Raw genomic sequence first — 12074 nt, forward strand, 5'->3', positions numbered from 1 at the left:
GGTTGGCAAGTGGGCATGCGCCCACTAAAGTGACCGCATGCCCACTTTACCGCCGGCGCAGCCGGAGCAGCAGCCGCACCTGGCTCGGCAGATGGCAGAGTCCTTCGGCAGGGACGCGCACCGCTACGACGAGGCCCGTCCCGATTACCCCGTCGACCTGGTGACGCGTGTCGTCGACGGCAGCCCGGGCCCTGACGTACTGGACGTCGGCTGCGGCACGGGCATCGCGGCCCGTCAGTTCCGGGCCGCGGGCTGCACCGTCCTCGGCGTCGAGCCGGACGCGCGGATGGCCGGCTTCGCCCGCGCACGCGGCCTGCGGGCCGAGGTGGCGACCTTCGAGGCCTGGGAGCCGGCCGGACGGACGTTCGACACGGTGATCGCCGCCCAGTCGTGGCACTGGGTGGACCCGGCCGTCGGCGCCGTGAAGGCGGCCCGGGTGCTGCGCCCGCACGGGCGACTGGCGGTCTTCGGGCACGTTTTCGAGCCGCCCGAGGAGGTGGCCGAGCCGTTCGCGGCCGCCTGCCGCCGGCTCGTTCCCGACTCCCCGTTCGGCAGCCGGCCGGCACGACGGCCGATCGAGGAGTACCGGGCGGGATACACGAAGATCGCCGACACGATTCGCGGGACGGGGCAGTTCGACGAGCCCGAGCAGTGGCGCTTCGACTGGACCCGCCCCTACACCCGCGACCAGTGGCTGGCCCTGCTCCCGACCACCGGCGGCCTCACCCGGCTGCGCCCCGACCAGCTGACCGGGATCCTGAGCGACGTCGGCCGTGCCGTCGACGCCCTGGGCGGCCGTTTCACGATGCGGTACACCACGCTGGCGACGACAGCCGCGCGCTCCGGGACTCCCTGACCGCTCCTTCCCCGCGAAGGGACCGTCACAGACCGAGGCCACCCGCGACCGAGACCTCCTGCTTGGTGAACTCGCCCGTCAGCATGGGCATGGCCCGGCCGATCGCCTCCTTCGCCCCGGGCAGTTCCAGCGAAGCGTCGTGGTGCTCCCTGGTCTTCCAGACCTCCGTCACCCAGATCGTCGTGTCGTCCTCCTCGGACCGGCCGACGACGTAGATGTCGCATCCCGCTTCCCGCAGGCCGCCGACGGCACTCAGGAGGATCGAGACGACTTCCTCGCGGAAGCCGGGCCGGGTCTTCATCGATGCCAGGCAGCCGTAGGCCACGCCGCGCTCCTGTCTCCCCGGGCGCACCGGACGTGCGCCACGGCAGCACCCTGCCGGACCGGGCACCCGAACTCAACAGGCGTCCTGGGCCCCGCGGGGCGGCTGTGGCGGCTGTCCTGCGGTGGGGCGTGCGGACGGGTCCGTTGTGCGCCGTTCGCCTCGTGATGGATGTTTGTGCCACCGGACGCGAAGACCGCCCCCTTCACGCCGTATCGGCGCGATGCCCGGCACTGGTTGTCTTGTCCTTGCGCACGGCCACCTCGTGCACCACCGGCCGTTCCCGCTCACTTCTGCTCGTTCCTCTGGGAGGCCACGTGTCCGCTCCGGACAGTGTCACGGGTCCGGTCACCGACGCATCCGGGCCCGCGGCGCCTGCGGAGAACCCGCTCACCAGTCTCGGCACGCACGCCGCGCGCCAGTTGGCGACGACCCACAAGTCGGAGCCCCAGATGCGGGGCATCTCCTCGCGTTGGCTGATCAGGCAGCTGCCGTGGGTGGACGTCGGCGGCGGCACCTACCGCGTCAACCGCCGTCTGCTCCTCAGGACCGGCCGGGGACGGGTCCAGTTCGAGCACAACGGCGCGGACGACGTCCGGGTGGTCCCGCAGACCCTGGCCGAGCTGCCCGCCCTGCGGGGGTACGCCGATCAAGGGGTCCTCGAGGAGCTGGCCGGCCGTTTCTCGGTCCGGGAGGTCCGGGCGGGGCAGGTCCTGCACGAGGCGGGCCGGCCCGTCACCGAGACCTTGCTGGTGGCGCACGGCCGCCTCACCCGGTACACGGCCGGCAGATACGGCGAGGAAGAGGTCCTCGGGGTGGTGAGCGACGGCGACCACCTGGGCGACGAGGCCATCGGCCGGTCCGACCCGCGGTGGCGGACGTCGGTGCGCGCCGAGACGCCCGCTGTGGTGCTGGTGCTGGCGCGGGACGAGCTCCGCGGGCTCATCGGCCGGGTGCCCTCGCTCGCCGCCCACCTCGCGGCCCACGCGAAGCGGCAGCGTCTGCCGGTGAACCGCAGGGGTGAGGCCGATGTCCCCGTGCGGGCCGGCCACAGAGGTGAACCGACGCTGCCGGGCGGCTTCGTCGACTACGAACTCGCGCCGCGCGAGTACGAGCTGTCCCTGACCCAGACCGTGCTGCGCGTGCACACCAGGGTCGCCGATCTCTTCAACGGCCCCATGGACCAGACCCGGCAGCAACTGCGGCTGACCATCGAGGAGATCCGCGAGCGCCAGGAGTGGGAGCTCGTGAACAACCGGGACTTCGGCCTGCTGCACAACGTCGACCACACGGAGCGCATCAGCACGTCCACCGGCCCGCCCACCCCCGACGACATGGACGAACTGCTGTCCATGCGCCGCGGGACACGGCTGTTCCTCGCCCACCCGAAGGCGATCGCCGCCTTCTTCCGGCAGTGCAGCAAACGCGGTCTGGTGCCCGGTTCCGCCGCGGTCAACGGGCACCAGGTCCCCGCCTGGCGGGGCGTCCCGATCTTTCCGTGCGGCAAGATCCCCGTCTCCGGTTCCCACACCACGAGCATCGTCGCGTTGCGCACGGGCGAGGCGGACCAGGGTGTCGTGGGCCTCTACCAGACCGGGATCCCCGAGGAGTACGAGCCCGGACTGAACGTGCGCTGGATGGGCGTGAACAGCGCCGCCGTCGTCAACTACCTCGTGACCGCCTACTACTCGCTGGCCATCCTCGTACCCGACGCGGCCGGTGTCCTGGAGAACGTCCAGCTCGGCCGTGTCGCCGACTGACCGGGTGGAGCACCTGACCATGAGTACCACCGCCAACAGCACGCCCGCGTTCTCGCTGCCGGGCCCGCCGAGTCCCGCCCGGTCACTGCGCGCCCGGGGCGACACGGCCGTTCCGGGACTCAAGTACCGGCCGGTCGCTCCGGCCGACCCGGAGAAGGCTGCCGAGATCGACCGCAGGCTCGAGACCTGGGCCCGCGCACTCGACCTGTTCCCCCCTCAGTGGAGCGGGGACTTCGCACAGTTCCAGTTCGGCCGCGCCGTCGCTCTCCAGCATCCCGGGGCGGCCGACATGGACCGCCTCACCGTCGCCGGAAAGCTGCTGCTGGCCGAGAACATCGTCGACAGCTGCTACTGCGAGGAGGACGAGGGCCGGGGCGGCGCACGGCTCGGCCTCGGCGGCCGGCTGATCGTGGCCCAGTCCGCCCTGGACCCCTTCCACGGCACCCCCGAGGCCGAGCAGGACTGGCGCGTCGGCGTGCAGGCCGACGGTCCCCTCCGTTCGTACCACTGGGCCCTGAAGGACTTCACGGCCGTCGCCACGCCCAGCCAGACCGGCCGTCTCGTGCACGACCTGGCCCGGCTCCACCTGGGCTATCTGGCGGAGGCCTCCTGGGCCCAGACGCGTCACATGCCCCGCGTCTGGGAGTACCTGGTGATGCGCCAGTTCAACAACTTCCGGCCCTGTCTGTCCGTCGTCGACGCCGTGGACGGCTACGAACTGCCGGAAGCCGTCTACGCCCGTCCCGAGATGCAGCGGATCACCGTCCTCGCCTGCAATGCCACCACCATCGTCAACGACCTGTACTCCTTCACCAAGGAACTGGCCAGCGACCCCGAACACCTGAACCTGCCCCAGGTGGTCGCCGCGAACGACCGGTGCGGCCTGAAGGCCGCCTATCTGCGCAGCGTCGACATCCACAACGAGATCATGGAGGCCTTCGAGACGGAGTCCGCCCTGCTGTCCGAGACCTCGCCACTCGTCGAGCGATACGCCCGGGGCCTCGCCGACTGGGTCTCCGGCAACCACGAGTGGCACGCATCCAACACCCAGCGCTACAGCCTGCCCGACTACTGGTGAGCGGCGCCCCGCCCCGCCCGCAGCCGGCAGACCGGAACACGCACCACAGCAACAGGGAGCCATCGTTGACCACCGCCCACACCGGCACCACCCCCGCGCCGTTCCCCACCCAGTCCACCTACCAGAACCGCGTCGCGGAGTACTGGAACGCCGAAGAGAACCCGGTCAACCTCGAACTCGGCAGACTCGACGACCTGTACCACCACCACTACGGCATCGGTGACGCCGACACCTCGGTGCTGAACGAGCCGGACCCGGAGCAGCGACGGGAACGGATCACCCACGAACTGCACCGGCTGGAGCACAGCCAGGCCGAGCTCCTCGCCTCGCAGCTCGGGAACCTCTCCCCCACCGACCGGGTCTTCGACGCCGGCTGCGGACGCGGCGGCGGCAGCATCGTCGCCCACCTGCGCTACGGCTGCCGCACCGACGGGGTGACCATCTCCCGCAAGCAGGCGGACTTCGCCAACGAGCAGGCACGCAGGCGCGGCGTGGACGGCAAGGTGCGCTACCACCACCGCAACATGCTCGACACCGGTCTCGACACCGGCGCCTACGCGGCCTCCTGGAACAACGAGTCCACGATGTACGTCGAGCTGGACCTGCTGTTCGCCGAGCACGCCCGCCTCCTGCGCCGCGGCGGCCGGTACGCGGTGATCACGGGGTGCTACAACGACACCTACGGCCAGGCCTCGCGCGAGGTGTCCCTGATCAACGCCCACTACATCTGCGACATCCATCCCCGCTCGGCGTACTTCCGGGCCATGGCGCGCAACCGCCTCGTCCCCGTACACGTGCAGGACCTCACCGCGGCCACCGTCCCGTACTGGGAACTGCGCCGCAACGCCGAGCACCTCGTCACCGGAATCGAGGACACCTTCCTCACGGCGTACCGCAACGGCAGCTTCCAGTACCTGATGATCGTGGCCGACCGGGTGTGAGCTGCCCGGCAGGGCCGACGGCCGGCGGACAGGGCGGGCCGTCGGCCGTAGTCGGCCGCCGCGACGGGGCGCCGGCCGGCGACGGTCGTGGTCAGTCCCGGCGGGCTCCGTGGACGGTGAGCCGGTAGCCCTCGGGGCCGGTGAGGGTGAACGCCGGCCCGAAAGGGGTGTCCCGTACGGGTCCGGCGACCTCGACTCCGGCGTCGACGAGCTGTGCGTGCAGCCGGTGGGCGTCGTCCGTGCGCAGCCACAGCGCCACACCGAGGCCCGGGACGGAGTCGGCGGAAAGGTCGGTCCCGGCCAGCGGCTCACGGACGGCGAACGGGATCGGGGCGGTGGCGAAGACGACGGCCCCCGGCGGAGAGACGGGGGCGCGACGCAGCCCGAGGTGCCTCTCGAAGAAGGCGGCGGCCGCGGGCACGTCCGTGACCTGCAGGGCGATGAAGTCGGGCCCTTCGACGGTGGCGGTCATGGTTCCTCCGGAACTTTGATGTCAGGACTTTGACATCAGCGAAGGTAGCCGCACGGACGTCGGCATGTCAAAATGTTGACATGAAGGATCGGACTCCCGTCCCCGCGCCCCACCCGGCCCGCGACGTCACCGAGCACGTGGGGTATCGCCTCAAACGCACCTCTGCGGCCCTGCGCAACGCCATGGACAGAGCGCTGCGCGAACATGGGCTGACGGTCCCGCAGTACTCCTGCCTGGAGCTCCTCGACGAGCGGCCCGGCCTGTCCAACGCCGGCCTCGCCCGCGGCACCTTCGTCACCCGGCAGTCGGCCAACGTCGTCCTGCGCGGCCTCCGGGACGCCGGCCTGATCACCCGGCCGTCGGCCGCCGAACACGGCCGTGCCCTGCCCGTGCACCTCACGCCTGCCGGACGTGAGCGCCTGCACGCCGCCCGCGGCGCCGTCTACGCCATCGAGAAGCGCATGATCGCCGGGGTTCCCGCAGAGCGCCTGACGGCGCTGCTCGCCGACCTCGACGCCATGGCCGAAGCCCTCGACGACTGACGGACGCACCGATGAGTTCGCGTCGGAGCGGGAGTCTGCCACGGCGACGGCAGATCACGGCCCATGAACAGGAGTCCCACCCCATGACTGGTCCGGCGACTGATCCGGCGACGACGGCGGAGCACCACCGTGGGAGCGGTGTCTGGGCCTCCGTCCACTGCGAACGGGCGGCGTTGGCGGCCGATCTCGCGGAACTGACCGACGAGGAGTGGGCAACACCGTCGTTGTGCACGGAACTGACGGTGCGTGAGGTGCTGGCGCACCTGACCGCGGGCGCGAGTCTGACCACCGTGACGTGGCTGGCCGGTGTGGTCCGCTGCCGGTTCGACTTCGACCGGCAGGTGGCCATGCGGCTGGCCGAGCAACTGGGCGCGACTGCGGACGAGACCCTTGAACGCTTCCGGCGCGTCGTGTCGAGCACGACCAAGCCTCCCCTGCCGGCCATCGCCATGCTGGGCGAGACCATCGTGCACGGGGAGGACGTCCGGCGCCCGCTGGGCATCCGCCGCGACCACCCGGCCGGGGTCGTCACGGCGGTCGCGGAGTACTACCGGGGTTCGGACCTCGTGGTCGTGGCCAGGAAGCGCGTCGCCGGCCTGAGACTCGCGGCGGACGACGGTCCGTTCGCCGCCGGCTCGGGGCCCCTCGTGTCCGGTCCGACCCTGTCGCTGGTGATGGCGATGACCGGGCGCGCGGCGCACTGCGACGACCTGGAGGGCGAGGGCGTGGAGATCCTGCGAGGCCGCTGCGGGCCCGCCTGACACAGCGGCGTACGGTGCGCGTGACACCCGGCGTCCGGTCTGCCGGCACGTGCGGTCTTCCGGCCCGTCCGCGCCGGGAGACCGCCGCGGCGGGCCCGCGGCTCACTCCACGGGGACTGCGGCTCCCGTGGGATCGTCCGGGTCCGGTGTGTGCGGAAGGGGGCCCACGGAGTCGCCCTCCCAGAGCAGTGCGCGCCAGCCCTGTGCGGGCGAGCCGGAGAGGACGACGACGCCGGTGTTCGCCAGGGCGTGCCGGGCGGCGTAGGCGATGTCCACGTTGTCGGCCCGGGCCGCCACCCACATCCGGATCGCGGCACCGTGGCTGATCATGGCCGCCGTGCCCGCTCCGCTCGCGTACGCCTCGGCGACGACGGCGTCGTAGCGTGCCAGTGCCTCCGCTCCGTCCTCCCCGCCCGGCATCCGCAGCGCCACGTCCCCCGCGGACCAGGCGAAGGCGGTCTGCAGGTAGGCGCGCGCCGCCTCCTCGTCGCCGCGCATCTCCAGGTCGCCCGCGGTCAGTTCCCGGATACCGGGCCGGACACGGACGTCGAGCCCGGTCGCGGAGGCCAGTGGCGCGGCGGTCAGCTGCGTGCGTACGAGCGTCGACGCGTACAGGGCGTCGATCTTCTCGCGAGCCAGGGCCCCGGGCAGCGCCGCGGCCTGTTCTTCTCCGAGGGCCGTCAGACCGGGACCGGGCTCCGCCGTGTCCAGGAGGTGCTTGAGGTTGGACGGGGTCTGACCGTGTCTGATGAGCAGGAGACGCATACGGGAAGAGGCTCCCTCGGGGCTGCTGGAGTACTGGGCGGCTCGGCGGCCGGGCGCGGGACGGGACGGTGGCGGGCACCCTCCACTGTGCCACGCCGCTGCCGCGCTCCCCCGCCGGTCTACTCGCAGGCGGTGCCGTGCTCCGGCAGCAGCGGGACGACCCGGTCGAGTTGTGCGGGGTCGGTCAGGGCCGACCCCAGCGCGACGGCGCGTGCACCGGCCCGGAGGAAGGCCGCGGCGTTGCCCGCGTCGATGCCGCCGGTGGCGACGACGCGCAGCTCCGGGAACGGCGCCCGCAGTGCGGTCACCCACCCGGGGCCGAGCTGGGCGGCCGGGAAGGCCTTGACCCAGTGGAGGTCGCGCCGCTGTGCCCGGCCCACCTCCGTCGGCGTGGAGACGCCCGGGAGGTGGGGCAGGCCGAGGTCGAGGCTCAGGTCGATGACGTCGTCGTGGAGGCCGGGCGCGACGGTGAACGCCGCACCGGCCCGCCTCGCGGCACGCACCCGCTCGGGCGAGGTGACCGTGCCGGCGCCCACGCCCCGGTTCCGGCGGGCCCCGGCGGCGACGGCCGCGTGGAGGGACGCCACCGCCCCGGCGTCCTGGATGGGGACCTCGACCTGGGTGACGCCGAGGTCCCAGGCCCGGGTGGCCAGCTCGACGGTGCGCGCGGGTGCGTACCCGCGCAGCACGGCCATGAGCGGAGCGCCGGCGAAGGCGCGGTCGAAGAAGCGGGTGAAGCCGTCCGGGGTGGCGGGCACGGTGTCGTCCGGGGTGGCGGGCACGGTGAAGGTCTTTCGTCGGGCGAACGAGGGAAGCGAGGGGGCAGCGGGGTGGCCGGGGGCGGGTCCGCGGGTGCGGTCAGCGGGCGACGTCCTCGGCCGCCGCGAAGGAGTCGAGTTCGTGCCGGAACGGCAGTCCCTCGCAGTCTCCGGGGACCGTGACGGCGTAGGCCCCGGCCCGGGTCGCGGTCGTCAGCCGGGTCCCGGCGTCGCCCCCGGCGAGCAGCTCCGCGAGGTAGCCCGCCACGAACGCGTCACCGGCCCCGACCGGATCCACCGTCCGCACGGGCACCGCGGCCCGTACGTACTCGCGCCCGCCGAGGACGGCGGCACAGCCCCGCGGCCCGTCCTTGACGACCGCGTCCCGTGGCCCGAGCGCCGTCAGGGCGCGGGCGCGTCCGAGGGGGTCGCAAGCGTGCGCGGGGTCGTCGTCCTGGGCGCCCAGGACGAGGCCGGCCTCCTCGGGTCCGGCGAAGACGAGGTCGGCCGCCGCCACCAGTTCGCGCAGTACGGGCGCGGCCCGGTGGGGCGCCCAGAGCTTGCTCCGGTAGTTGACGTCCACGGACACCGTGACCCCGGCCGCCCGCGCGGCGCGCACGGCGCGCAGTGTCGTGTCGCGTGCGCTGTCGCCGAGGGCGGGCGTGATGCCGGTGACATGGAGGACGGATGCTTCACGGATCAGGTCGTCGCCGATGTCGTCCCAGGTCAGGCGGGAACCGGCGCTGCCCGCGCGGTGGTAGTCGACGCGGATTCCGGCGTTGGTCCTGCGGGTGCAGACCATCAGTCCGGTGAAGCCGCTGTCGCGGGTGATCCGGCTGCGCACGCCCTCGGTCCGCAGCCGCCGTTCGATCGTGTCCCCCACGCTGTCGTCGCCCAGCCGGCCCGCCCACGTCGCGTCGGCGCCCAGCCGCGCGGCGGCGATGGCGACGTTGCTCTCCGCGCCGCCGACCGAGAGGGTGAAGCTCCGGCACAGGTCGAGCAGCCCGATCTGGTCGGCGCTGACCCGTCCCATCGACTCACCGAAGGTGACGAGCCCGCCGCGCCGGGCCCTTCCCGCGGTCACCGGCCGTCCGTGAAGAAGCCGGGGTGCCGGCGCGCCCAATCGACGTACTCGGCGACCTGCTCCCCGAGGCCGTCGGGTGTCCAGCCCAGCTCCCGCCGGGCGCGGTCGCAGGCGTAGACGCCGTTCTTGCCGGTCTCCGCGGTGGGGTCCATGTCCGCGGCGGCCCGGTCGGCCGGGACCGTGCGGGCCGTCACTCCGAAGTGAGCCACGAGTTCGGGGACGGTGGTGCGAACCCCGCTGGAGATGTTGTGGACCCGGCTGCCTTCGCCCTCGCTCCCGGCCAGCGTGTGCAGGGCGCGGGCGGCCTGTCCGGCGCCGAGCCAGTCACCGCCCGCGTTCAGCGTCCGCTCCGTCACGTCGACGGGTCGGCCCTCCAGCCGGGCGGCGGCGAGGTGGTACGGCAGGGACATGACGGCGCGACCCGTGCTGGGTCGCTCCATGGGGCCGAACATCTTGGTCAGACGGGCGACGGGGACGTGCAGCCCGTACAGCTCGCTGAACCGTCGTGCCACGAGTTCGCCGGCGACCTTGCTGACGCCGTACATCTCGTCGGGCGCGGTGGGCGTGTCCTCGGTCAGCAGCCGCTCGGGAGAGCTGCCGTAGACGGCGCCGCTGCTGATCAGCAGGACGCGTCGCACGCCGCCGGTGCGCCGGGCGGCGTCGAGGACGTGGGCCGTGCCGTCGACGTTGACGCGGACGAACCGTCCGGGGTCCTGCCGCTCGGTCGTGGCGTCGTGGGTGACCGTCGCACCGTGGACGATCACGTCCGGTGCGGCGGCCGTGACCGCGGCGGTGACCGCTGCGGCGTCGGTGACGTCGGCCCGGACGTGGCGCACGCGCCGCCCGTGCCCGCCGAGGTACCGGGTGAGGACGTCGTCGGCGCCGTGGAGGTCGACGGCGGTGACGGTGGCGTCGGGCTCGGTGGTGAGCAGGTGCTCCACCAGGACGCTCATCACGAAGCCCCGGGCTCCGGTGACCAGATAGTGCATGTTCAGTGGACCTTGTCGTCGTGGGACACGGGGGTTGCGGTGTGCTGGAGGACGTCGCGCATGGCGTCGACGGCATGGTCGACCGTGAGGACGCCGGGCAGGCCGATCTCGGCGGCCAGGACGGCGGCCTGCGGGGGCCTGATGTTGGTCTCCCGGAGCACCTCGCGCTGTGAGAAGACCTCGGCCGGCGTTCCGTCCGCGAGGACGTGGCCCCGGCGCATCGCGACGACGCGGGTGGCGTACTCGGCGACCAGGGCCATGTCGTGGGAGATGATGACGACCGTCCGGCCCTGGGCGTGGTGGTGGGCGAGCGAGTCGAGGATCTTGCGCGACTCGGCCCGGTCCTGGCCGGTGGTGGGTTCGTCGACGACCACGACGTCGCACCCCATGGCGAGGGCGGAGGCGATGGCCAGGCGCTGGCGCTCGCCCCGGGAGAGGTGGATGGGGTTGGCCTCCTCGCGCCCTTCGAGCCCGACCAGCTCCAGGGTCTGCGACACCGTGTCCGCCAGGGTGGTGGGGTCGGCGCCGAGGTTGCGCGGTCCGTACTCGAGCTCCTCCCGGCAGGTGTCGTGGAAGATCTGGCGGTCGGGGTTCTGGAAGACGTAGCCGACGGTCGCGGCGAGGTGGTGCAGCCGAGTGCCGCGGGTGTCGACGGATCTGCCGTCGGCCCGGCGCACTCTGACCGCGCCGTCCTGGTTCGTGGGCCGCAGCAGGCCGTTGAAGTGTTTGGCGAGGGTGGTCTTGCCGGAGCCGTTCCGCCCGATGACGGCGACGAACTCGCCGCGGCCGACGGTCAGGTCCACGCCCGCCAGGGCCTTGGTGCCGCCGCCGTACGTGTGCTCTACGTTGTCCATCTCGATGACGGCGTCTGCGTTGCTCATGCCGGGTTCCTGTCACTGTGCGGTGCGTTCGTCAGCGCGTCCCATGCCGTCACGGCCGCCGGGACGGACAGGGGCGGCTCCGCGTCCCAGAGTCCCTCCTCCCTCAGCCGCAGGGCGATGTCCAGCACCTGGGGCCGGTCCGGTGCCGCGGATCCCATGAGCACCTCGCGCGGGGTGCCGACCGCCTCGACGCGGCCCTGCCGCATGGCGAGGAGGCGGTCGGCGTACACCGCGAGCTCCTCGATCTTGTGCTCGACGACGAGGACGGTGACGCCCTCCTGGGCCAGGACGCGGATCGCCTCCATGACGCCCTCGGTCCCGGCCGGGTCGAGTTCGGAGGTCGGCTCGTCGAGCAGCATGATGCGGGGGCTGAGGCAGAAGACCGAGGCGACGACGACCCGCTGCTTCTCGCCGCCCGACAGCGCGTGGGTGAACCGGTCGAGGAGCGCCCCGATGTCGAACAGCTCGGCCGCCCGCCGCAGGCGCCGCTCGATCTCGGGCACCGGGATTCCCCGGTTCTCCATGCCCCAGACCAGTTCCTCGCGCACCACGGTGTTGACGAGCTGGACCTCCGGGTCCTGCATGACCAGGCCGACGCTCTCCGTGATCTCGGACAGGCCGGCGAAGTCCGGCAGCGGGCGTCCGAACACGCTGATGTCGCCGCGCATGCCCGGGCTGTCGTCGTGCCGGGGAATGACGCCGGACAGGCACTGCAGGAGGGTGGACTTGCCCGCGCCGGTCGGGCCGAGGATGCCCAGCACCTCGCCGGGTGCGACCTCGAAGCCGACCTCGTCGAGCGCGCGCCGGTCGGCGCCCTCGTAGCGGACGGTCAGGCCGGAGACGGCCAGAGCCGCAGTACTCATGC

At 72.7% G+C, this 12074-nt stretch carries 14 protein-coding genes; 6 read left to right on the forward strand and 8 right to left on the reverse strand.

What is annotated here, in order from left to right; all coding sequences use genetic code 11:
- Positions 1-37: 37 nt before the first annotated feature.
- A complete protein-coding gene (locus HZS56_RS04540) occupies positions 38-856 on the forward strand; it encodes a class I SAM-dependent methyltransferase (protein WP_216719366.1) in 819 nt (272 codons plus the stop codon).
- 25 nt (positions 857-881) lie between these two features.
- Here the strand turns inward: HZS56_RS04540 and HZS56_RS04545 are convergent, their stop codons facing one another.
- Positions 882-1181 (reverse strand): putative quinol monooxygenase, encoded by a 300-nt coding sequence (locus HZS56_RS04545; protein WP_216719367.1) that lies wholly within the window; start codon positions 1179-1181, stop codon positions 882-884.
- 314 nt (positions 1182-1495) lie between these two features.
- On the opposite strand from HZS56_RS04545, the gene HZS56_RS04550 reads away from it, so the two are divergent.
- From HZS56_RS04550 to HZS56_RS04560, 3 genes are all read left to right on the forward strand, one after another.
- Positions 1496-2938: a family 2B encapsulin nanocompartment shell protein gene (locus HZS56_RS04550; RefSeq protein ID WP_308407993.1), complete on the forward strand. Its 1443-nt coding sequence runs from the start codon at positions 1496-1498 to the stop codon at positions 2936-2938.
- A gap of 19 nt (positions 2939-2957) precedes the next feature.
- A complete protein-coding gene (locus HZS56_RS04555) occupies positions 2958-4016 on the forward strand; it encodes a family 2 encapsulin nanocompartment cargo protein terpene cyclase (protein WP_216719369.1) in 1059 nt (352 codons plus the stop codon).
- A 65-nt stretch (positions 4017-4081) separates the two neighbouring features.
- Positions 4082-4957, forward strand: a complete 876-nt coding sequence (locus HZS56_RS04560) for a geranyl diphosphate 2-C-methyltransferase (RefSeq protein ID WP_216719370.1) — start codon at positions 4082-4084, stop codon at positions 4955-4957.
- A 91-nt stretch (positions 4958-5048) separates the two neighbouring features.
- On the opposite strand, the gene HZS56_RS04565 is transcribed toward HZS56_RS04560, so the two are convergent.
- A complete protein-coding gene (locus tag HZS56_RS04565) occupies positions 5049-5429 on the reverse strand; it encodes a VOC family protein (RefSeq protein WP_216719371.1) in 381 nt (126 codons plus the stop codon).
- A gap of 80 nt (positions 5430-5509) precedes the next feature.
- Between HZS56_RS04565 and HZS56_RS04570 the strand changes: the two genes are divergently transcribed.
- Positions 5510-5971: a MarR family winged helix-turn-helix transcriptional regulator gene (locus HZS56_RS04570; protein WP_216719372.1), complete on the forward strand. Its 462-nt coding sequence runs from the start codon at positions 5510-5512 to the stop codon at positions 5969-5971.
- Between the two features lie 83 nt (positions 5972-6054).
- Positions 6055-6732: a maleylpyruvate isomerase family mycothiol-dependent enzyme gene (locus HZS56_RS04575; RefSeq protein ID WP_216719373.1), complete on the forward strand. Its 678-nt coding sequence runs from the start codon at positions 6055-6057 to the stop codon at positions 6730-6732.
- A 102-nt stretch (positions 6733-6834) separates the two neighbouring features.
- Here HZS56_RS04575 and HZS56_RS04580 read toward each other — a convergent pair whose 3' ends face one another.
- The 6 genes from HZS56_RS04580 to HZS56_RS04605 form a co-directional block, all read right to left on the reverse strand.
- On the reverse strand, positions 6835-7497 hold the full coding sequence (locus HZS56_RS04580) for a histidine phosphatase family protein (protein WP_216719374.1): 663 nt from the start codon (positions 7495-7497) through the stop codon (positions 6835-6837).
- Positions 7498-7616: 119 nt separating this feature from the next.
- The gene (locus HZS56_RS04585; protein ID WP_308407994.1) at positions 7617-8279 is read right to left on the reverse strand and encodes a bifunctional 4-hydroxy-2-oxoglutarate aldolase/2-dehydro-3-deoxy-phosphogluconate aldolase; all 663 of its coding nucleotides are present in this window, start codon (positions 8277-8279) and stop codon (positions 7617-7619) included.
- A gap of 76 nt (positions 8280-8355) precedes the next feature.
- Positions 8356-9339 carry a sugar kinase gene (locus HZS56_RS04590; protein ID WP_308407995.1) on the reverse strand — a complete coding sequence of 328 codons (984 nt, stop codon included), beginning with the start codon at positions 9337-9339 and terminating at the stop codon, positions 8356-8358.
- The gene (locus HZS56_RS04595; protein WP_216719375.1) at positions 9336-10328 is read right to left on the reverse strand and encodes an NAD-dependent epimerase/dehydratase family protein; all 993 of its coding nucleotides are present in this window, start codon (positions 10326-10328) and stop codon (positions 9336-9338) included. The genes HZS56_RS04590 and HZS56_RS04595 overlap by 4 nt, the downstream gene beginning before the upstream one ends.
- Positions 10329-10330: 2 nt before the next feature.
- Positions 10331-11209 (reverse strand): energy-coupling factor ABC transporter ATP-binding protein, encoded by an 879-nt coding sequence (locus HZS56_RS04600; protein WP_216719376.1) that lies wholly within the window; start codon positions 11207-11209, stop codon positions 10331-10333.
- Entirely contained in the window at positions 11206-12072 is an 867-nt protein-coding gene (locus HZS56_RS04605; protein ID WP_216719377.1) for an energy-coupling factor ABC transporter ATP-binding protein, read from the reverse strand. Before HZS56_RS04605 ends, HZS56_RS04600 begins: the two co-directional genes overlap by 4 nt.
- Positions 12073-12074 lie beyond the last annotated feature (2 nt).

It is taken from the genome of Streptomyces mayonensis (assembly GCF_018982965.1).
Lineage (GTDB): Bacteria > Actinomycetota > Actinomycetes > Streptomycetales > Streptomycetaceae > Streptomyces > Streptomyces mayonensis.

Excerpts from the sequence above, each read along its gene's own strand:
- HZS56_RS04540 (WP_216719366.1), top strand. The coding sequence starts at position 38 with ATGCCCACTTTACCGCCGGCGCAGCCGGAGCAGCAGCCGCACCTGGCT.
- HZS56_RS04555 (WP_216719369.1), top strand. The coding sequence starts at position 2,958 with ATGAGTACCACCGCCAACAGCACGCCCGCGTTCTCGCTGCCGGGCCCG.
- HZS56_RS04565 (WP_216719371.1), bottom strand. The coding sequence starts at position 5,429 with ATGACCGCCACCGTCGAAGGGCCCGACTTCATCGCCCTGCAGGTCACG.
- HZS56_RS04570 (WP_216719372.1), top strand. The coding sequence starts at position 5,510 with ATGAAGGATCGGACTCCCGTCCCCGCGCCCCACCCGGCCCGCGACGTC.
- HZS56_RS04575 (WP_216719373.1), top strand. The coding sequence starts at position 6,055 with ATGACTGGTCCGGCGACTGATCCGGCGACGACGGCGGAGCACCACCGT.
- HZS56_RS04580 (WP_216719374.1), bottom strand. The coding sequence starts at position 7,497 with ATGCGTCTCCTGCTCATCAGACACGGTCAGACCCCGTCCAACCTCAAG.
- HZS56_RS04595 (WP_216719375.1), bottom strand. The coding sequence starts at position 10,328 with ATGCACTATCTGGTCACCGGAGCCCGGGGCTTCGTGATGAGCGTCCTG.
- HZS56_RS04600 (WP_216719376.1), bottom strand. The coding sequence starts at position 11,209 with ATGAGCAACGCAGACGCCGTCATCGAGATGGACAACGTAGAGCACACG.
- HZS56_RS04605 (WP_216719377.1), bottom strand. The coding sequence starts at position 12,072 with ATGAGTACTGCGGCTCTGGCCGTCTCCGGCCTGACCGTCCGCTACGAG.